The organism is Streptococcus humanilactis, from assembly GCF_019448275.1.
GTDB lineage: Bacteria > Bacillota > Bacilli > Lactobacillales > Streptococcaceae > Streptococcus > Streptococcus humanilactis.
The window spans coordinates 34714-55009 of the sequence record NZ_JAHXBZ010000008.1 but is presented as its reverse complement, the minus strand read 5'-3'; the positions used below and the strand labels follow the sequence as shown (position 1 = coordinate 55009).

19 protein-coding genes are annotated in these 20296 nt (G+C 39.3%); 1 reads left to right on the top strand and 18 read right to left on the bottom strand.

Annotated elements, in window-relative coordinates:
• Positions 1-127: 127 nt before the first annotated feature.
• The 5 genes from KV696_RS09370 to pbp2a form a co-directional block, all read right to left on the bottom strand.
• A complete protein-coding gene (locus tag KV696_RS09370; protein WP_219967508.1) occupies positions 128-607 on the bottom strand; it encodes a sigma-70 RNA polymerase sigma factor region 4 domain-containing protein in 480 nt (159 codons plus the stop codon).
• Positions 608-727: 120 nt separating this feature from the next.
• A complete protein-coding gene (gene nusG, locus KV696_RS09365) occupies positions 728-1264 on the bottom strand; it encodes a transcription termination/antitermination protein NusG (protein ID WP_000376740.1) in 537 nt (178 codons plus the stop codon).
• A gap of 54 nt (positions 1265-1318) precedes the next feature.
• Positions 1319-1495, bottom strand: a complete 177-nt coding sequence (gene secE / locus KV696_RS09360; RefSeq protein ID WP_001210991.1) for a preprotein translocase subunit SecE — start codon at positions 1493-1495, stop codon at positions 1319-1321.
• A 9-nt stretch (positions 1496-1504) separates the two neighbouring features.
• Positions 1505-1657: a 50S ribosomal protein L33 gene (gene rpmG / locus KV696_RS09355; protein WP_001809375.1), complete on the bottom strand. Its 153-nt coding sequence runs from the start codon at positions 1655-1657 to the stop codon at positions 1505-1507.
• A gap of 52 nt (positions 1658-1709) precedes the next feature.
• Positions 1710-3905 (bottom strand): penicillin-binding protein PBP2A, encoded by a 2196-nt coding sequence (gene pbp2a, locus KV696_RS09350; RefSeq protein ID WP_219967507.1) that lies wholly within the window; start codon positions 3903-3905, stop codon positions 1710-1712.
• 86 nt (positions 3906-3991) lie between these two features.
• Between pbp2a and KV696_RS09345 the strand changes: the two genes are divergently transcribed.
• Complete coding sequence (locus KV696_RS09345) at positions 3992-4867, top strand: RluA family pseudouridine synthase (RefSeq protein WP_309147686.1); 876 nt, start codon at positions 3992-3994, stop codon at positions 4865-4867.
• Between the two features lie 69 nt (positions 4868-4936).
• On the opposite strand, the gene gap is transcribed toward KV696_RS09345, so the two are convergent.
• From gap to KV696_RS09280, 13 genes are all read right to left on the bottom strand, one after another.
• Positions 4937-5947, bottom strand: a complete 1011-nt coding sequence (gap, locus tag KV696_RS09340) for a type I glyceraldehyde-3-phosphate dehydrogenase (RefSeq protein ID WP_000260687.1) — start codon at positions 5945-5947, stop codon at positions 4937-4939.
• A 176-nt stretch (positions 5948-6123) separates the two neighbouring features.
• Complete coding sequence (locus KV696_RS09335) at positions 6124-7425, bottom strand: ABC transporter permease (protein WP_219967506.1); 1302 nt, start codon at positions 7423-7425, stop codon at positions 6124-6126.
• The gene (locus tag KV696_RS09330; RefSeq protein WP_219967505.1) at positions 7394-8077 is read right to left on the bottom strand and encodes an ABC transporter ATP-binding protein; all 684 of its coding nucleotides are present in this window, start codon (positions 8075-8077) and stop codon (positions 7394-7396) included. Before KV696_RS09330 ends, KV696_RS09335 begins: the two co-directional genes overlap by 32 nt.
• 210 nt (positions 8078-8287) lie before the next feature.
• Positions 8288-9208, bottom strand: a complete 921-nt coding sequence (locus KV696_RS09325; protein WP_219967504.1) for a helix-turn-helix domain-containing protein — start codon at positions 9206-9208, stop codon at positions 8288-8290.
• Positions 9209-9331: 123 nt separating this feature from the next.
• Positions 9332-11983, bottom strand: coding sequence for a bifunctional acetaldehyde-CoA/alcohol dehydrogenase (gene adhE / locus KV696_RS09320; protein WP_219967503.1), 2652 nt, complete (start codon positions 11981-11983; stop codon positions 9332-9334).
• A gap of 300 nt (positions 11984-12283) precedes the next feature.
• Positions 12284-12694 carry an MORN repeat-containing protein gene (locus tag KV696_RS09315; protein ID WP_219967502.1) on the bottom strand — a complete coding sequence of 137 codons (411 nt, stop codon included), beginning with the start codon at positions 12692-12694 and terminating at the stop codon, positions 12284-12286.
• A complete protein-coding gene (locus KV696_RS09310; RefSeq protein ID WP_219967501.1) occupies positions 12681-13124 on the bottom strand; it encodes a low molecular weight protein-tyrosine-phosphatase in 444 nt (147 codons plus the stop codon). Before KV696_RS09310 ends, KV696_RS09315 begins: the two co-directional genes overlap by 14 nt.
• A 46-nt stretch (positions 13125-13170) precedes the next feature.
• Positions 13171-13470, bottom strand: a complete 300-nt coding sequence (yajC, locus tag KV696_RS09305) for a preprotein translocase subunit YajC (protein WP_020901078.1) — start codon at positions 13468-13470, stop codon at positions 13171-13173.
• A gap of 117 nt (positions 13471-13587) precedes the next feature.
• Positions 13588-15564: a transketolase gene (gene tkt / locus KV696_RS09300; RefSeq protein WP_219967500.1), complete on the bottom strand. Its 1977-nt coding sequence runs from the start codon at positions 15562-15564 to the stop codon at positions 13588-13590.
• A 113-nt stretch (positions 15565-15677) separates the two neighbouring features.
• On the bottom strand, positions 15678-16769 hold the full coding sequence (gene ulaG / locus KV696_RS09295) for an L-ascorbate 6-phosphate lactonase (RefSeq protein WP_219967499.1): 1092 nt from the start codon (positions 16767-16769) through the stop codon (positions 15678-15680).
• 111 nt (positions 16770-16880) lie between these two features.
• Positions 16881-18554, bottom strand: a complete 1674-nt coding sequence (locus KV696_RS09290; RefSeq protein ID WP_000242091.1) for a BglG family transcription antiterminator — start codon at positions 18552-18554, stop codon at positions 16881-16883.
• Between the two features lie 166 nt (positions 18555-18720).
• Positions 18721-19428 (bottom strand): L-ribulose-5-phosphate 4-epimerase, encoded by a 708-nt coding sequence (locus KV696_RS09285; RefSeq protein WP_049523963.1) that lies wholly within the window; start codon positions 19426-19428, stop codon positions 18721-18723.
• A gap of 1 nt (position 19429) precedes the next feature.
• Entirely contained in the window at positions 19430-20293 is an 864-nt protein-coding gene (locus KV696_RS09280) for an L-ribulose-5-phosphate 3-epimerase (RefSeq protein WP_000113590.1), read from the bottom strand.
• Positions 20294-20296 lie beyond the last annotated feature (3 nt).

The window sequence follows — 20296 nt, the reverse complement described above, 5'->3', positions numbered from 1 at the left end:
ATGATTAAAACCAGTGGAACTTACCCTGACACGGATTTCCACTGGTTTTTAGAATTTTTATCAGACTAACTTCCACTTGGATTAGCGGTGGAACTTAGTTTGGGAATTTACCTTTTTGCATGAATTCCTAATGAGTACGGATGTCAAACTCTTTAAACACAATACGTAAGTCCTTTAGCACTCTTTGACGCCCTCGGAATCGTTCATTTCTTAAAATGCGTTCTAGCTCTTCTTGTTGCTCTTTAGTTTGTTTGTTTCTATAATCTCTTAGTGTTTCATGAAAGAGATAATAGTCATCTAGCCACAGACCTCCCTCACTTATACGATGACTGATCTCGCCTACTTCTTCATAAGGTTCTTTATTATATCTTCGTTTGTGGCTTTCTTGCTTACGGATATAGTCTAAAATTCGATTTCGAAACTTGGTTTTGAAATATTTCCTTAAACGTGGAATATCTTCTACCAGTCCTTCTTCTCTACTAATCAATTCATGTAAGCAAATCATTCCCTCTTGCTCCCAATCCGATAACTCCCACAAATGAAGGTAATATTCATTTCTACACTTATATACACTCCCCTGGACTTCTTCATACAATTCTTTAATCATTCTTTTCCCCTTTCTGTGTACAGTCTAACAGATTCAGAAACACTTTTGGCACATTTGATCCATTCTGCACCCTTCACCTCCTCAACTGCACAAAAAAGAGAGGGCTTGCCTCTCTCAGGGTTATAATTCTGCGATTTGGTTTAGGTTTACTTCTGCAACTGTGTCATTACCAAACATAGAGATAATCATCTTCACTTTGTTATTATCAATTTCTGTAATCTTACCAGTGTAGTCTGCAAAAGCACCATCAATAATACGTACAGTTTGACCAACTTCAACATCGATATCAAACTCTTGTACAGTTTGTCCCATAGAAACCAAGATATCACGAATTTCTTGTTCCAATAATGGAGTTGGTTTTGATCTATTTCCGTGAGATCCGACGAATCCTGTAACATTTGGTGTATTTCGAACAACAAACCAAGCTTCATCTGTCATGACCATTTCTACAAGAACATAACCTGGAAAGCGATTTTCTTCTACTTCTTTTCTCTTTCCATTTTTTTCAACTTGCACTGTTTGTGTTGGAATTTCAACACGTAGAATATTATCCAACATATTGTAGGTTTGTGCACGTTGTAATAGATTTTCTTTTACCTTATTTTCATAACCAGAATAAGTTTGTAAAACAAACCACCCTTTATCAAAACTATCCATGATATTTCCTTTCATAAATAGAAGATTTCTAGTGTAATTAACTCCACTAACCTTCTAAAAAATGTTAATAAATCGAATCAAACCTGAAACAATCAACTGGTCAAAAATGTAAATAATTACTACAAAGAAAGCTGTGTATTCCATAATAGAACGAAAATCTCTCCAGCTTTCCTTGCGAGTTGGCCATGTTGTGTCTTTAAGAAGTCTAAAAATATCTCCAATAAAACGCATCGCTCTCTCCTATCTCGTTTCTCTGTGTGTAGTGTACTTGCCACAATGCTTACAAAATTTATTTACTTCTAGTCGTGTAGGCTTGGGGTTTCCACTAATCTTGATTGAATAGTTTCTCGAACCACAAACCGCACAAGCTAGGCTTGCTTTTTTTAGTGCCATAACGCCTCCATCCTATCTATTATAACAAGAAAGCTAGGCTTTGACAAGCATCTTAGCGAAATAGATTGACTACCGAATCCCATATTGTTTGAGCCTTTTCCTTAATCTTCGCATCTGAGATAGCCCGACTAGCCTCATCTACTAGACTTTGCGCACGTCCTCGAATATCAGACAAATTATCATCTGTCTGGCTATTATCATTGGTTTGTACTTGTCTTTTTGTGTTAGCTGGTGCAATTCCGTTTTTCTTATATGCATTTTCAACTGTAAAGGTACTTCCTGGCGTATAAGGTAAAATAGTATTTGCAATATTTCTAAAGACATGAGCTGCACCGTTTGAAGTAGAGCCAGCTAGATAGTGATTTTCATCAGTGGTCGGAAAGCCAAGCCAGTGGCTAATCACTACATCCGGAGTATAACCAATTACCCACTGGTCACTTGTATATTCTGGATTGAAAACCGCTTCAGTTGTACCAGTTTTTCCTGCCATTACATAATCTGCAGGAGATGAACTAATACCGGTACCGTTGGTAAATGTCCCCAACATCATACTGGTCATCTTATCAGCTACAGACTTATCAATCACCCGTTTTTGTGAATTTTTATGGCTTGCAATAACTTGTCCACTAGCATTTTCAATTCTACTAATAAAATGAGCTTCAGGCATTAAACCTTCATTTGCAAAGGCTGCATATGCTTGAGCCATTTGCAGAGGATTGGTTTCGACGCCACTTCCCAAGGCGACACCAAGAACACGGTCGACCTTATCCATGTTGAGTCCAAATTTTTCGCCTGCCTCAAAAGCCTTGTCGACGCCCAAATCATTAACAGTAGCAACAGCAGGTAGATTAAGCGATTCTGCCAAGGCTTGATACATGGGAACTTCTCGACTCTTTTTGATTCCTGCATAGTTATCTACCTTATAGTTGTCATACTTCATGGTATGGTTATCCAACTGCTTGTTCAAAGCCCAACCTGCCTCAACTGCTGGCGTATAAACAACTAAAGGCTTAATTGTAGAGCCAGGGCTACGTTTTGATTGAGTTGCATAGTTGAAATTCCGAAATCCAGTTTTATCATTGTCAGCAACTTGGCCGACAACTCCACGAACTCCTCCTGTTTTCGGTTCGAGAGCGACACTTCCTGATTGAGCAAATGTTCCATCCTCTGCCCTCGGAAATAGCGCTGTATTTTCATAGACAACCTGCATATTTGCTTGGTAGTTTTGGTCCAGCTCTGTGTAAATGCGGTAGCCATTATTTACGATTTCTTCCTCTGTTAGATTATACTTAGAAACGGCTTCATTAACCACCGCATCAAAGTAAGAAGGATAGCGATAATCTGAGATTTTCCCTTCATACTTATCGTGCAATTGCGAATTCATATCAACTTCCGCAGCTTCGGTTTCTTGGTTTTTATCAATGTAACCCGCTGCAACCATATTCTGCAAAACAGTATCGCGACGATTGGTAGAATCTTCTACAGAATTCAAAGGATTATACAGTTCCGGCCCCTTTAGCATTCCTGCCAGAGTCGCAGCTTGATCCAGACTCACTTCTGATGCAGAAACTCCAAAGTATTTCTTACTCGCATCTTCTACACCCCACACACCATTTCCAAAATAGGCATTGTTAAGGTACATGGTTAAGATCTGATCCTTGCTATATTTTTTAGTCAATTCTAAAGCCAAGAAAAATTCTTTCGCTTTTCTCTCAACAGTTTGATCCTGCGACAGATAGGCATTTTTAGCCAGCTGTTGAGTAATAGTAGAGCCACCACCTGAACGACCAGCAGTGACAATCGCCAAGAAGAAACGACCATAGTTAATCCCGTCATTTTTATAGAAAGAGCGGTCTTCTGTCGCAATAACGGCACTCTGCAAATTTTTACTGATATCAGTCAATTCAACATAAGTTCCTTTTTGACCAGACAAAGCACCAGCCTCTTTTTCTTCACGGTCAAAAATGATAGTCCGAGTTTTCAAGGCGTTTTGCAAATCGTTAACATTGGTTGACTTAGCTACAGCAAACAAATAGGTTCCAACTAGCAAGCCTGCACTCAAACCTAGTATAAGGACAATCTTTGTTAAATGATAACGACGCCAGAATTTTCGAATTGGACCTACTTGGGCTAATTTTTTTCGATCACTGCGAGAACGACGCAAGCTAGTAGACCCAGAATCCTCTGATTCACTTGTTTCTTTTTTAAAAAGAGAAAGAAATTTCTCGAATAATTTATCTAATTTCATGCGTTTATTTTATCATCTTCATCATAGGAAGACAAGAATTTAGCTATTTCCTATCCAAATAGGGCTTTTTTTGTTACAATATCTGTATGAAATTCACATTTACATTACCAGACTCTCTACCTCAAATGACGGTAAAGCAATTACTTGAGGAACAACTCCTCATCCCTAGAAAAATCCGTCATTTTTTGAGAATCAAGAAACATATTTTGATTAATCAGCGAGAAGTTCATTGGAACGAGATTGTAAGTCCTGGAGATGTTTGCCAGTTAACTTTTGACGAGGAAGATTATCCCGAAAAAGAAATTCCTTGGGGCAACCCAAACCTCGTTCAAGAGGTTTATCAAGATCAACACTTGATTATTGTCAACAAACCAGAGGGGATGAAAACGCATGGTAATCAGCCAAACGAAATCGCCCTTCTGAACCATGTCAGTGCCTATGTTGGCCAAACCTGCTATGTCGTTCATCGTCTAGACATGGAAACCAGTGGCTTGGTTCTCTTTGCCAAAAATCCTTTTATCCTACCCATTCTCAATCGCTTATTGGAGAAAAAAGAGATTTCTAGGGAATATTGGGCACAGGTCGACGGACATATCAACAGCAAAGAACTTGTTTTCAAAGACAAAATCGGACGTGATCGCCATGACCGCAGAAAACGAATAGTTGATACAAAAAATGGGCAATATGCTGAAACGCATGTAAGCAGATTAAAGCAATTTCCAAACAAAACTTCCTTGGTTCGTTGCAAACTAAAGACCGGGCGAACCCATCAGATTCGTGTCCACCTTTCCCATCATAATCTTCCTATCCTGGGTGATCCTCTCTATAATAGTAAATCAAAAACAAGTCGGCTTATGCTCCACGCCTTTCGACTATCCTTTACCCATCCGCTTACTCTAGAGAAATTAAGCTTCACTACCCTATCAGATACTTTTGAAAAAGAATTAAAAAAGAATAGATGATTGTGTCATCCATTCTTTTCATATAAGAAAAGCAAGACCAAGAGGTCTTGCTTTTTATCGACTCATGAATTATTTAGCGATTTTTGCGAAGTATTCAAGAGTACGAACAAGTTGTGCAGTGTATGACATTTCGTTGTCGTACCATGATACAACTTTAACCAATTGTTTACCGTCAACGTCAAGAACTTTAGTTTGAGTTGCGTCAAACAATGAACCGTAAGACATACCTACGATATCTGAAGATACGATTGGATCTTCTGTGTAACCGTATGATTCGTTTGAAGCTGCTTTCATAGCTGCGTTCACTTCATCAACAGTAACGTTCTTTTCAAGAACTGCTACTAATTCAGTAACTGATCCAGTTGGAGTTGGGACGCGTTGTGCAGATCCGTCAAGTTTACCGTTCAATTCTGGGATTACAAGACCGATAGCTTTTGCAGCACCAGTTGAGTTAGGAACGATGTTTGCAGCACCAGCGCGAGCACGGCGAAGGTCACCACCACGGTGTGGTCCGTCAAGGATCATTTGGTCACCAGTGTAAGCGTGGATAGTAGTCATCAATCCTTCTACAACACCAAAGTTATCTTGAAGAGCTTTAGCCATTGGAGCCAAGCAGTTTGTAGTACATGAAGCACCTGAGATAACTGTTTCAGTACCGTCAAGAACGTCGTGGTTAGTGTTGAATACAACTGTTTTAACGTCGTTTCCACCAGGAGCAGTGATAACAACTTTTTTAGCTCCACCAGCGTGCAAGTGTTTTTCAGCAGCTGCTTTCTTAGCAAAGAAACCAGTAGCTTCAAGAACGATTTCTACACCGTCGTTAGCCCAGTCGATTTGTTCTGGATCACGTTCAGCAGAAACTTTGATGAATTTACCGTTAACTTCAAATCCACCTTCTCTAACTTCAACAGTACCGTCGAAACGACCTTGAGTTGTGTCGTATTTCAACAAGTGTGCAAGCATAACTGGATCTGTAAGGTCGTTGATACGAGTAACTTCAACACCTTCTACGTTTTGGATACGACGGAAAGCAAGACGACCGATACGTCCGAAACCGTTAATACCAACTTTAACTACCATTAGTGATTTCCTCCTTATGAAAATCATGAAATTTTTATTGTGAAAAGAGTAACTTGAATCACTACAAATCACCTTTCAACAAACCTATTATATAACTATTTAAGTTTAATTGCAAGTACGGGCATTGTTTTTCTATGTTAGTTTCTTTTCAAGACTATAAATCAAGGAATCCCTTACTATTCATATCGTAGCGATTCTACAGGATCCATTTTACTAATTTTACGCGCCGGGAAGTAAGCTGAGACATAACCAAGTAAGAGAGCGAAAGCTAGAGTTCCTAAAACAGATAACAAATTTAATTCAAAAACCTTCGTGATGGATGGGTAAAAGTGATTTACAACCGCATTCGCCAAACTTCCCACCCCTTGTGCAACCAAAAAGGCCAGTAACAAGGCGATGCTTACAATCCAGATAGCCTCGTAAATAAAAATTCCTTTGACATCACGATTTTGATAACCAACTGCCTTCATGACACCTATTTCCTTAGAACGTTGCATGATATTGATGTAAATAATGATACCAATCATGACCGCTGCTACCACAATAGCTTGTGATGAAAGTACAATCAACAATCCCTGAATGACACGAATAAAAGTAATCACAATATCAAGAACCTTCTGTTGAGAAAGAACAGTATACTTCTTATTTTTCTGTAATTCTTCTGTTACCGCTTTTGTCTGTGATGGATCTTTGAGTTCTAAGATAAAATAAGATACAGCTTTTGTAAATCCAGCTTCTTTCAAAATCGTTTCCATTTGATGAGACGGCATAAAACTATTGCTGTCCTCCATGTCATCTTCATCATTGATTACACGTACAATCTTCGTTTGAAATTGAGCAGTCTTACTAGCTTCAGCAGCATTTTCTACAATGCTTGCTGAGACTGATTTGCCAATAACATCATTAGCTGTCAGATTGTTTCCTGTCTGTTCATTCCAATTTTTTAGTAAGCTGATTGGAATCGTTAAGCCCTGTTCATTTGTATCAGTATAGAGGGATCCAGCTAATACTTTGTCCGCCTCATTACTACTAACAGAAATACTTGTATCCTCATAGAGACTCACTACTTGAGCATAAGAAGGCATCGTCTGACTCAGATCCATTTCTTGCCCATCTATAGTAATATTTGACATGTTCATCCCAAAAGGGCTCTCCAAATATTTAATAGCTTCTTTCCCAACTGTATCCGTGATATAGTTCTTATCATCTTGGTTCAAAAAGCCTCGTCCAACATTTTTTGTGTTTAAAGCAATCTGAACTTGAGAAGGGATTTGACCTCCATTCGTATTTTCATCAATCATCGAAATCAAAGCATTTCCCAAGCCGAAAGAAATTAAGACTCCTACAAAACCGATTGAGGTTGCTAGCGCAATCAATAGGTTACGCCACTTTCTTTCCAGAAAGTTATTTAAAGAAAGTTTGAATTTATTTTTCAATGATAATCCTTTATTTTTTGACTTCTTCAACGACTTCACCATCCTTCATTTTGATAATCACATCTGCATATTCGGCAACCTCTGGATTATGGGTTACGATCAATACTGTTTTCCCTGTTTGGGCTAATTTTTTAAACACTTCCAATACCATTTCTTGGGATTGAGAATCCAGCGAACCCGTTGGCTCATCTGCTACAATCATATCAGGCTGATTCACCAAAGCACGCGCGATTGCTACACGTTGCTTTTGCCCGCCAGAAAGCTGTTTAACATTTTTAGTAATAAAAGGCTCCATGCCCAAGTTACTTAATTGCTCCTTTGCAATCATTGTCATCTCCCTGTCAGATAAATCTTTGACATAGAGAGGTAGCTTGACATTGTCCAAGACAGACTGATGTGGAATGAGGTTAAAGTTTTGAAACACAAATCCAATCTTATCTTTACGAAATTGAGTTAGTTCAATCTCTGATAAGTCACGGAGGGACTCCCCTTTAAACTCTAAATCTCCTTCATATTGTCTATCTAAACCGCTGATGATGTTTAGCAAACTGGTTTTGCCACAGCCTGATGGACCGTAAATCGCTGTAATTTTACCTTTTGCGATTTGCAGATTTATATTCTTTAAAGCCTGCTCTTGATGTTTACCGTCCAAAGTGTAAAACTTTGAAATATTTTTAATGGATAAAATAGACATTCTTTCCCCCTTGTTTAAAACTGTTATCGTCATACATCCTACTTATAGAAAATCCTTCAAGCTACATCAGCACTGATTTACCCTATGGGCCTACTACTTAGAATTTTCTCTCTATTGCCTAGTTTGCTTCTGGATGTATATCAAGTAAAATTCATTGTAACAAAAAAGCGACATTCCTCCAATGACAGAAATGTCACTCCTATAAAGCATTTAACAATACCTTTCTAAATCTTCGCTCCATTCATTATCTAAACTAACGATTAACTTCTCATTACCAAACATTCTCGCCATCATTTTTGCTTCTTCATACTTTTGTTTGGCTGTATCATAATCCGTCTGAATATAATATTTCCACTCCACCATCAAGACAATCGGTTGTTTTTGAAAATCTCGTGTTTTTTGCCCTATTTTATTTAAGGTCTCGACTGCCCTCTTAAAATAATGAAGCAACCCCATAATCTCTATACAAGTTAAAGAAGCTAACAAGGAGTCTCTAAGTAAGTCCAAACAATCGAACTCTATCTTATCAACCTGAGAACTTAGTTTGTCATGAAAACAAAGAATGGTTTCATGCTCAGACTTTTTTATCTCACCCTCGTTTAAACCATCCATTAACTGACAAAGAAAATACAGTCTCAATTTCAACAATTCCTCAGCCCTATATACATCTCTGGATAGTAAATCTTGAAGACTGTCCTCAATCACACTGCTTCCATATAAGGAATTACTAGTCATTCTCACTGCATCTATGGCTTGAAGACAATCCACTATCACCTTCTCATCACGTGGCAAATCATCATAAAAATTCTCAAAAATCTCATCGAAATATTCTTCCTTTTGCTCCTGCAACTCCTTGTCTCCATAGTCAGGATGATGTAAAAGAAAGTACTTTAATTCTTGGTAACGCTTGGGTAATTCCTTATAATCTGGCATCAAGACGTAGGACGGAATTTCTAATCGATCTGCAATATATTCTAGTGTTTTTATCGTCGGGCGAAACTCTCCTTTTTCTATCCGCACCAGCTGACGCACTGATAATTCAGACTCATCCCCGCAAAAAACTGGACGACTAAGTCCTCTCTCCTCTCTTAAAAGTCGCACTTTATCCCCTAACTCATTTATCTTGTTCATTTGCCCCTCGCATGATTATTAAAGATTTGATTTTCAAATAAATATATGCGATGATTATACCATTTTTCAAATAGAATTACAAAAAAAGAGACAGGATTTCTCCTGCCTCTAGGCTGATAACAATTATTTACGGCGTCCTGGTCTTTCTTTGTAGCCATAGTAAGAATCTTCGATGATTTCTTGCATATGGTCTACCATTGGAAGACGTGGGTTAGCTGGTGAACATTGATCTTCATAAGCAAGGAAGGCCAATTCACGAGAATGTTCTTTCCATTCTTTTTCATCAATTCCTTGTGCTTTGAAGTTCATTTGGATACCTACGCGCTCACCGAGTTCGTAAACAGCTTTTGCGAAAGATTCAACCCCTTCTTCTGGTGTAGAAGCTGGAAGGCCAAGCATACGAGCGATATCTTGATATTTCTCGTCTGCACGGTAGTAGTTGTACTTAGGCCATGTAGCTGTCTTAGCTGGGCGAGTACCGTTGTAGCGAATGACGTATGGAAGCAAGATAGCATTTGTACGACCGTGGATTGTGTGGAATTGCGCACCAATCTTATGAGCCATTGAGTGAGAAATACCTAGGAAGGCATTGGCAAAGGCCATACCAGCGATTGTTGAAGCGTTATGCATTTTCTCACGTGAGTGGAAGTCTGCATTCTTAACTGAGCTTTCAAGGTTTTCAAATACAAGCTTGATGGCTTGAAGTGCAAGACCGTCAGTGTAGTCGCTAGCCATTTGTGATACATAGGCCTCAGTCGCGTGAGTCAATACGTCCATACCAGTGTCCGCAGCAACAAATCCAGGAACTGTCAATACCAAAGCAGGGTCTACGATTGCCACAGTTGGTGTCAATGAGTAGTCAGCAATTGGGTATTTGCGGTTGTTTGCTTTATCAGAGATAACGGCAAATGGTGTTACTTCAGATCCTGTACCAGATGTAGTTGGGATCGCGATGAATTTAGTCTTCTTACCAAGCAATGGGAATTTGAAGGCACGTTTACGGATATCCATGAATTTTTGGACAAGGTCACGGAAGTCCACTTCTGGTTGTTCGTAGAAGAGCCACATTACTTTAGCAGCATCCATTGGAGATCCACCACCGAGAGCGATGATTGTATCTGGTTTGAAGGCACGCATAATCTCAGTACCACGGTTTACAGTTGTGATATCTGGATCTGGTTCTACATCAGCGAAGATTTGATAAACAACCTTATTGCGACGAAGATCAAGTTGTTCGATGATACGATCAAGGAAACCAAGTTCTACCATGGCATGGTCAGTAACGATCATGACACGTTCAACGTCACGACATTTTTGAAGGTATTGAATTGAATCACGTTCAAAGTATGTTTTTGAAGGAAGTTTCATCCATTGCATGTTATTTCTCCGTCTTCCGACTTTTTTGATATTCAAGAGGTTAATGGCACTAACGTTATCCCCAACTGAGTTGCGTCCGTAAGAACCACATCCAAGTGTCAATGATGGCAAGAAGGCATTGTAAACGTCCCCGATACCACCGAAAGTAGAAGGTGAGTTACAGATAACACGAATAGCTTTAACAGCTTTACCAAATTCTTTAGTCAATTCTTCGTCAGTTGTGTGGATAGCTGCTGAGTGACCAAGACCGTTAAATTCAACCATTTGACGAGCTTTGGAAATACCATCTTCACGGCTTTCAGATTTCAAAACTGCGATAACTGGTGACAATTTTTCACGAGTCAATGGCTCGTTTTCACCAACTTCTTTACATTCTGCAGCAAGAATGTTTGTTCCTTCTGGAACTGTAAATCCTGCTTGCTCTGCAATCCAAGTTGCTGGTTTACCAACGATGTCAGCGTTCAATTTCGCACCAGCACAGTTTTTGCTGTTTGCTTTCACGCCGAAGCAGAATTCTTCAAGAAGAGCTTTTTCTTTTTTGTTTACAAAGTAAGTGTGGTAAGATTTGAATTCTGCTACAAATTCATCGTAAATTTCTTTATCAATGATAACCGCTTGTTCAGATGCACAGACCATACCATTATCAAATGATTTAGACATAACGATATCGTGTGCTGCTTGACGGATGTTTGCTGATTTTTCAACATAAGCTGGAACGTTTCCGGCACCTACCCCAAGAGCTGGTTTACCACATGAGTATGCGGCTTTAACCATGGCATTACCACCTGTTGCAAGGATTGTCGCAACACCTTCGTGGTTCATAAGGGCACTAGTTGCTTCCATAGATGGTTCAGTGATCCACTGTACGCAGTTTTCAGGAGCGCCTGCTTTAATCGCAGCATCACGAACGATTTGAGCCGCGTGAGCTGATGATTCTTGAGCTGATGGGTGGAAGGCAAAGACGATCGGATTACGTGTCTTCAATGAAATCAATGATTTGAAGATTGCTGTTGATGTTGGGTTTGTTGTAGGAGTGATACCACAAACAACACCGACCGGTTCAGCAATAAGAGTCAAACCTGTTACATCGTCTTCTTCAATAACACCAACTGTTTTAGTGTGGCGCATGTTGTTTACTACGTGTTCACAAGCAAACAAGTTCTTAGTCGCTTTATCTTCGAATACACCACGTCCTGTTTCTTCAAAGGCATGTAAAGCCAATTCTCCGTGGGCATCCAAAGCTGCTACTGATGCTTTGGCAACAATGTAGTCAACTTGCTCTTGATCCAATTTACGCATTTCTTCAAGGGCAACTAGAGCTTTTTGCACCAAGCCATCGACATGCTTTTCAGCAGCGAGTTTCTTTTCTTCTGGTGTCACAGTTTTTTTATCAGCCATATTTTCCTCCATAGCTTTCAAGGATCGATATCCTTTGTTAATTTTTTCACAAGTTTATTATAACGCATTATTTCAACTTTGTAAACAGTTTCATAAACATTTCACAAAGAATTTTTAGCACCTTGTGAAATGTTTGTTATTTTCTTTTCTTAGCAAGCTTTTTCTTTAAAGTTTGTGAAATTTATTTCAAATATTTTTTTATTTCACAAACTTGCTTGGAAGAGGGACTTGGAAAGAAAGGGATTTACAGGTAAGCGCTTACTTAAACGTTCTAATAATACCTCCTTTGATAAGGAGGCTTTATTTTTGTTGAAAAACGCCTTGTTTAAAAGTCCCTTCATAAACGACTTCTTGTTCTGTTGTTAGTTTCCCTTTTCCTTCAGCCTGACCATTTACAAAATCACCTTCGTAGGTCCAGCCTTCTTTAGATTGAAAGGTGCCTTTTCCGTTGAAGGCTCCATTGTTGAAACCACCTGTATATTGGTCTCCATTTTGGAAGGTGATGGTTCCTTGCCCATTCATTTTACCACGGACAAGAGTGCCGTCGTAAACAATCGTTCCATTATCAAGCTTTAGAACACCTTTCCCGGGAATATTTAGAAAAAAGACGAGTAGAGCACAGAAAACAATGGTAACTACTGCCAAAAGCTCTAAACGTGGACGAGTCAGATAGACACGATACTTTTCGTAAAAATTCTTAAGATTTTCCATCTTCACTCACCTTTTCTAAACGTTCTAACCAAGCTTGACACCCCTCTTGAACACGCTGATAGGTTTCCTCAAAATCTCCTGTATACCAAGGATCTGGAACACTTTCAGATGCGAATGAGTAAATCTTATCTTGACAGTCTGCTGGACACATCTGACGTAAGTCAGAAACATTTGAAGCATCCATACCGATAATATAATCAAAGGCTTCAAAATCTTCCTTACTAATCTGAAGCGATGTCTTGCCTTTGTCATAAGGAATATCATACTCTTGAAAAACCCCCTGAGTTCCCTTATGAATCGGATTGCCATGTTCCCAAGAGGAAGTCGCTCGACTTTGGATTTCATAATTATCTGTCATTGATTTCATCACAAACTCGGCCATAGGGCTGCGGCAAATATTTCCCAGACAGACAAAGACTAATTTTTTCATCCCATTTCCTTTCTTTTATAGAAAAACGGGAGTTCGTGATCCCGTCTTATTTTTCAATTGCGCCTTCGAGTGAAGCTGTTTCCTTCAGCGGTAATACTGTCTTGATAGCAGCTAGTTCAAAAGTCAAGTAAACTCCATCTACATCAAGAACAATTGTTTTCTTTTCTGTATCTACTTCATCGACTGTTCCATAAAGGCCACCGATTGTAATCACTTCATAGCCTTTTTGTAATTTATTCAAGCTTTCCATACGCTTTTGTGCTTGTTTCTTTTGAGAGCGTTGCGTAAAGAACATCAAGCCCAACATAGCCACAAGAATGATTAAAAATGTATATTGTGATTCCATTATATTCTCCTTTGTCTTTTACATAGGACTACTATATCAAATTTCAGCTACTTTTACAAGATTGTACCTTGCTTTTCTAGTAAGAAAAAACCAGAGCTTGCGCTCTGATTTCTAGGATTATTTCAAGTCTCGAACGACTTTTACAAGATTTTCTACAGTAAAGCCATATTCTGCCAATACTTTTGGTGCTGGGGCAGAGGCTCCGAAGGTATCAATACCGAGAACGGCACCATCGAGACCAACATATTTGTACCAGTTTTGAGTTGCACCCATCTCGACTGCAACACGACGGCGAACTGCATTTGGAAGAATTTCTTCCTTGTATGCTGCATCTTGTTTATCAAATACATCTGTAGATGGCATGCTGACTACACGGACTTTTGCACCTTGACTAGCCAATTCTTTGGCAGCTGAGACAGCAAGATTGACCTCTGAACCTGTCGCAATCAAGATTGTATCAAAGTCTGCTGCATTTTCATAGACAACATAGGCACCTTTTGCAACCTTGTCGAAGTCTGTTCCCTCTTCAACAGTCAAGTTTTGACGTGTCAAGACAAGGGCAGTTGGTGTTTTCTCACTTGTCACTGCAAGGTACCAAGCTGCTTGAGTTTCACGCGCATCTGCTGGACGGAAAACATTCAGATTTGGCATGGCACGAAGACCTGCTAAGTGCTCAACTGGTTCGTGCGTTGGACCGTCTTCCCCAACCGCGATTGAATCGTGGGTAAAGACATAAGTCACAGGAAGACCTTGCAAAGCTGACAAGCGGACAGCTGCCTTCACATAGTCAGAGAAGACGAAGAAAGTTCCACCGTATACACGAAGTCCACCATGAAGGGCCATCCCGTTCAAGATCGTTCCCATTGCAAATTCACGAACACCAAACTGAATGTTACGGTTCAAGCGATTAGCATCGTCTTGAAGTCCGTCAGTCTTGATATAAGTCATGTTTGAGTGAGCTAGGTCAGCTGATCCACCCAAGAAAGTTGGCAATTTAGCAGCTACAACGTTTAAGGCATCTTGACTCGAGTTACGAGTTGCTTGAGAGAAACCATTTTCTAAGACTGGGAAATCTGCTGGAGTCACTTCAACTGGATCACGTCCATCGATGATGGCTTCTACTTCTGCTGCCAGTTCTGGATGCGCTTCTTTATAGTCAGCAACTAATTTTGTCCAAGCTTCATAAGCTGATGCGCCACGGTCTGCAACATGTTCTTTGAAATCAGCATAAACTTGTTCTGGAATTTCAAATGGTTCATAGTCCCAACCAAGGGCTTGACGAGTTGCTGCAGTTTCATCTGCTCCAAGAGGAGCACCGTGTACGGCATTAGTTCCTTGTTTGTTTGGAGAACCGTATCCAATAACAGTCTTCACTTCAATCAAAGATGGTTTGCCTGAAGCTTTAGCTGTTTCGATAGCTGCATGGATTGCTTCCAAGTCTGTTCCATCTCCAACCAAGGCAGTATGCCAACCGTAGGCATTGTAACGGTCACGAACACTTTCTGTAAAGGAATCCTTTGTCTCACCATCCAAGTTGATGTCATTTGAATCATAAAGAACAACCAACTTGTCTAGTTTTTGCAAACCTGCGTATGAAGCCGCCTCACTTGAGACACCTTCCATCAAGTCTCCGTCTCCACAGATAACATAAGTATAGTGGTCAAAGATATTGTAGCCTTCGCGGTTATATTTGGCTGCCAAGAAACGTTCTGCTTGGGCAAAACCAGTGGCAGTCGAAATCCCTTGCCCTAGAGGACCTGTCGTAGCATCAATCCCTGCTGTATGACCAAATTCTGGGTGACCTGGTGTTTTTGAACCCCACTGACGGAAGCTCCTAATCTCATCCATGCTGACATCTTCAAAACCAGAAAGGTGAAGAAGGGCATAAAGAAGCATTGAACCATGGCCAGCTGAAAGAATAAAGCGGTCGCGGTTAATCCAGTTTGGTTGAGCTGGATTGATACGAAGTTGTTTTGTAAAGAGGCTGTATGCCATCGGAGCTGCTCCCATAACCACACCTGGGTGACCTGAGTTGGCTTTGTTGATAGCGTCAATACCTAGGAAACGAATTGCATTAACAGATAGATTTGACATAGAATTTCCTTTCTATTTGAGGTGATTATTGAATCACACATTCTATTTTACTATTATATGAAAATTATCCGTATCATGCAACATACGGATAACCTCCAAAGAATATTTTTATATTATAGCAAAGCTTTAAATTGAATGTTAGAGTCTTGTTCAAAACAATCATCAAAACCACGTGGATGATGGTATTCTACTAAGTGTTGATCTTGAGGATAAGTGTACTTACCGCCAACTTCCCAGATAAATGGATGGAAATCGTATTGCAAGCGATCTTTTCTCATTTTCCAAAGTTCTAGAATCTCATTAGTAGAAGCCATGAAGTTAGACCAGATATCATAGTGAACTGGGATAATGACTTTGGTACGCAGATTTTCTGCCATACGAAGAAGGTCGATAGATGTCATTTTATCTTGGATACCTACCGGATTTTCACCATAGTTATTCAAAGCAACATCAATTTTAAAGTCTTTACCATGTTTTGCAAAATAGTTTGAGAAGTGAGAATCTGCACCATGATAGATGGTTCCACCTGGTGTTTCAAAGATATAGTTAACAGCCTTTTGAGCCATTTCTTCATCTGTAACAGCTAAGCCAGTAAGTTCACCGCCTGTCTCATCAGCACCGTTCACTGGGAGAGTTACCAAGCAAGTACGGTCAAATGATTCTACTGCATGAATCTTCATATCTTTTAATTCGATAGTGTCACCTGGTTTAACAACGATGATACGTTCTTTTGGAACACCCCATCCTTCCCAGATTCGTCCACAGTGGTAAGGACCGATAAACTTAACATGCTCTAACTTAGGATTGTTGAGAATTGCTGCAGCTGTGTATGGGTCGATATGATCACTATGGAAGTGTGAAACTAAGTAATAATCTAGTTCGTTGATAGAAAATGGATCGATAACCATCGGCTGAACACGCAAGTTTGGTTGCAACTTACGAACACCTGCCATATTTGCCATTTGGTGCCCACGAACCATATCTTTCACTTTTTTGGTTGATTTTCCACGGTTTGACCAAAGGTCCATGACAACGTTAGCACCACCTGGTGTCTTAATCCAAGTACCACAGTTGCCTAGCCACCACATGGCAAAATTGCCTTCAGGTACGACTTCTTCTTCGATTTCTTCGTTCAACCATGTTCCCCACTCTGGGAAAGTAGCTAAAATCCATGACTCTCTTGTAATTTCTTTGACATTTGGCATATGTTGCCTCCTTTGGATATAATTGTTATCTTTGAGATTAGTATACCATCCTTCAAAACACTAAAAAAGACCAAGAAAAACACAGGTTTGTGTTCATCATTGGACTGTCCTTCAAATATCTTCCAAAAAAGCTTGAACTACTATTTCTTGATTTATAAGTGTTTGAACCTCTTCTTGGAACTTACTAGCCAACTTACTGTCTACAATATAAGACGAAATAAGACTAGAAAGATTTTCACTGAAACTTTTGCTCTCATTACGAAATATATTGTGTTTAAGATAGTCTAGCATTTTCAAAATATCTTCTGCTTCAAGGATAGGATTAACCCTTAAAATCGGAAATCTGCTATCCAAATCATCATTAGTAGTAATCACTACATCAACTTGTGCAATATCTTCCACACTCTTAAATTGTTCTGTTGTAAATACAGTGCCAATTTGCTCATTTGGAAAATAAAGTTTGCATTGTTTCAGCAAAAGTCTCGAAACCGCAACACCTTCATCACAAACGAGATAAACTTTTTTCATATTTTTTTGAGACGATGGTGTATACTTTAAAAATCCTCCAATATGAATCGTCAAATAGGCAATATCATCGTCTGTTAGCCGAATAAACCATGCTCCTTCTAAAATTTCCGCAGATTTTCTAGTGACTAAAAATAATTCTCCATACTTGGATCGAATTTGTTTTGTTAGAGGATTTTTAGAAAAAATACCGTAAGTCTTTCTAAATAACAAGGCTTTACAGTGGATCATCAAATTTCTTAACAAATCATCCTTGTTCTCAATCTCCATTCGGATTTGTGATTCAAAATACCAGATGAATTCTTCTAAAGCAAGTTTTAACTGCCGAAAATCATCACTTTCTGCATGAATATCCAAATCTTTACGATAGGAGAGGAGAAGAACAGCTACAAGAGAAACTTCAAGTTCTGACAAAGAAATTTCAAACTTTTGAAACAACCGTTCTCCTAATTTCTTAGACACCTGATACTCTATTCTTTTTCTTATCAAAGAAAATTCTTTCTCTATATCCTGATGTCTTTCTTGATACTGTTCAACATTATGACAGCTTAACAGCAAATAAGGTAAAACCTGCAACATAAAAGTTACTTCATGATGATTTATTTTCTTCCCTAAATCTTGTTCAACTAAAGGAACCTGTTCCTTAAAAAATTGGTTCATTTCAACAGAAAGCAAACACTCACCATCTAACCTCTCTTTCATCTTATCTTCTAAAATAGATACAAAAGTGGCATTTTCTTCCATAAAAATATGATATAGAAGCGATTGAAGATACTGAATTTTATTAAGAGGGTGGGCATGAAGATGGTATCCCTGTGACTTGCTCACTTGCAAGGTCACCTGATATTGTTCCAAAGTTAGTTGATAACGAATACTATTCAAATCATTGAGAACAGTATTCCTAGACACCTCTGTTAACTCCATCAATTTTTCAATCGTAATACGTTCTTTAGAAATACCTATCCATAGTAACATTATCATCATACGTTCATGCGCACTCATGATATAATCGTACGAATCTACTTCCGATAATAGTTCACAACAAGCATCTCTCTGCTCTTCCGTTAAGTGAATACCAATTCGTGGAATACTAATGATATGAAGCGCCTCGTCACCCAAAGCAGCATTGATTTTGTCAATGTGATAATAAATTTTCCTTCTTGACTCTTTCAAATCTTTTGAAATCGCCATAATCGTTTTGGACGTTTCTTGATCCATCAAATATTGAAGCAAATCACAACTTGCCTTATCCAGTACCATATTTCATACTCCTCTATCAATCAACTGCCTTGAAAACAACTTTATAATAGTATCACATTCACTAACGCATTTCAATTATCAACAGTAGTCTCTTAATAACGAATACTTACAATTACAAAAGCGAGGCTTGGATCGAAAGGTCCTAGCCTCTTTTCAATTCAATTTCTTATTTCTTTTGACCGTAATAAGCATTTGGTCCATGCTTACGTTGGTAGTGCTTTTCTAGGATGTACTGGGGAGCAGGTTCAACTCTTGGATTGATTTGCTCTGTGAAACGATTCATCTTAGACACTTCCTCTAGTACAACAGAGTGATAGACAGCATTCTCTGGATTTTTTCCCCAGGTGAATGGACCGTGATTGCGTACAACAATTCCTGGTACTTCAACCGGGTTAAGTCCGCGACGTTCAAACTCTTCTACGATAACTAGGCCAGTATCTTTTTCATAGGCCACTTCTACTTCATCCTTGGTCAAACTACGGGCGCAAGGGATTGAACCGTAGAAATAATCTGCATGGGTTGTTCCGTAGAAAGGAATATCGCGTCCAGCTTGAGCCCAACCAACTGCTTCTGTCGAATGGGTGTGGACCACACTACCAATTTCTGACCAAGCCTTATATAACTGCACATGAGTTGGAAGATCAGAAGATGGTCTTAAATCCCCTTCTAGGACCTTACCATCTAGATCAGTCACCACCATGTTTTCAGGTGTCAATTCGTCATAATCTACGCCTGATGGTTTGATAACAATGACACCGAGTTCGCGATTGACTTCCGATACATTGCCCCAGGTAAATTTGACAAGTCCATGTTTTGGCAATGATTGATTGGCATCACAGACTCGTTTACGCATAGCATTAATTACTTGATTCATCTTACATCAAACCTGCTTTCTTAATTAGTGGATAGAGAAAAGCTTGCGCCTCTTGAATGGCTGCGCGTGTTTCTTCTACAGTTTCACAATTTTCAGACCACATTTCGATTAGGAAAGGTCCATTATAATTGGTTTGTTTTAAAATATCGAAAGCTTCTTCCCATTTGACACAACCTTGCCCAAAAGTTACATCTCGGAACTGGCCCTTTGAACTTTCTGTCACTGCATAAGTATCCTTGAGATGGAGAGCTGCGATGGCATGATGCCCAAGATAAAATTCACTGTAGACATCATTATGCCATGCAGATACATTACCAATATCTGGGTATACAAAGAGGTAGGGAGAGTCAATCTCTTTTTCTACAGCCAAGTATTTTTCGATGCTATTGATGAAAGGATCATCCATAATTTCAATAGCAAGCACCACCTGAGCCTCTTCAGCCCAGTCACAAGCTTTTCTCAAATTTTTGATAAAACGTTGGCGTGTCTGGGGTGACTTTTCCTCATAATAAACGTCGTAACCAGCTAATTGAATAGTACGAACTCCCAAGTCTTGGGCTAATTCAATACATTTTTTCATGAGTTCTAGAGATTTTTCCTCTAGAACTGGATCATTTGATCCCAATGGGTAGCGACGATGGCCTGAAAAACAGATAGAAGGAATACGAACACCAGTTTTATAGATTGCTTTGACAACTTCCAAACGCTCGTCCTTGCTCCAGTCCAGTCTTGCTAAACGCTCGTCACGTTCATCAATAGACATCTCGACAAAATCAAAGCCTAACTCCTTGGCAAAATTTAAACGTTCTAGCCAAGTAAAGTGTGTCGGGGTTGCCTTTTCATAAATTCCAATTGGACGTGCCATGGT

Excerpts from the sequence above, each read along its gene's own strand:
- KV696_RS09370 (WP_219967508.1), bottom strand. The coding sequence starts at position 607 with ATGATTAAAGAATTGTATGAAGAAGTCCAGGGGAGTGTATATAAGTGT.
- nusG (WP_000376740.1), bottom strand. The coding sequence starts at position 1,264 with ATGGATAGTTTTGATAAAGGGTGGTTTGTTTTACAAACTTATTCTGGT.
- secE (WP_001210991.1), bottom strand. The coding sequence starts at position 1,495 with ATGCGTTTTATTGGAGATATTTTTAGACTTCTTAAAGACACAACATGG.
- rpmG (WP_001809375.1), bottom strand. The coding sequence starts at position 1,657 with ATGGCACTAAAAAAAGCAAGCCTAGCTTGTGCGGTTTGTGGTTCGAGA.
- pbp2a (WP_219967507.1), bottom strand. The coding sequence starts at position 3,905 with ATGAAATTAGATAAATTATTCGAGAAATTTCTTTCTCTTTTTAAAAAA.
- KV696_RS09345 (WP_309147686.1), top strand. The coding sequence starts at position 3,992 with ATGAAATTCACATTTACATTACCAGACTCTCTACCTCAAATGACGGTA.
- gap (WP_000260687.1), bottom strand. The coding sequence starts at position 5,947 with ATGGTAGTTAAAGTTGGTATTAACGGTTTCGGACGTATCGGTCGTCTT.
- KV696_RS09335 (WP_219967506.1), bottom strand. The coding sequence starts at position 7,425 with ATGGTGAAGTCGTTGAAGAAGTCAAAAAATAAAGGATTATCATTGAAA.
- KV696_RS09330 (WP_219967505.1), bottom strand. The coding sequence starts at position 8,077 with ATGTCTATTTTATCCATTAAAAATATTTCAAAGTTTTACACTTTGGAC.
- KV696_RS09325 (WP_219967504.1), bottom strand. The coding sequence starts at position 9,208 with ATGAACAAGATAAATGAGTTAGGGGATAAAGTGCGACTTTTAAGAGAG.
- adhE (WP_219967503.1), bottom strand. The coding sequence starts at position 11,983 with ATGGCTGATAAAAAAACTGTGACACCAGAAGAAAAGAAACTCGCTGCT.
- KV696_RS09315 (WP_219967502.1), bottom strand. The coding sequence starts at position 12,694 with ATGGAAAATCTTAAGAATTTTTACGAAAAGTATCGTGTCTATCTGACT.
- KV696_RS09310 (WP_219967501.1), bottom strand. The coding sequence starts at position 13,124 with ATGAAAAAATTAGTCTTTGTCTGTCTGGGAAATATTTGCCGCAGCCCT.
- yajC (WP_020901078.1), bottom strand. The coding sequence starts at position 13,470 with ATGGAATCACAATATACATTTTTAATCATTCTTGTGGCTATGTTGGGC.
- tkt (WP_219967500.1), bottom strand. The coding sequence starts at position 15,564 with ATGTCAAATCTATCTGTTAATGCAATTCGTTTCCTAGGTATTGACGCT.
- ulaG (WP_219967499.1), bottom strand. The coding sequence starts at position 16,769 with ATGCCAAATGTCAAAGAAATTACAAGAGAGTCATGGATTTTAGCTACT.
- KV696_RS09290 (WP_000242091.1), bottom strand. The coding sequence starts at position 18,554 with ATGGTACTGGATAAGGCAAGTTGTGATTTGCTTCAATATTTGATGGAT.
- KV696_RS09285 (WP_049523963.1), bottom strand. The coding sequence starts at position 19,428 with ATGAATCAAGTAATTAATGCTATGCGTAAACGAGTCTGTGATGCCAAT.
- KV696_RS09280 (WP_000113590.1), bottom strand. The coding sequence starts at position 20,293 with ATGGCACGTCCAATTGGAATTTATGAAAAGGCAACCCCGACACACTTT.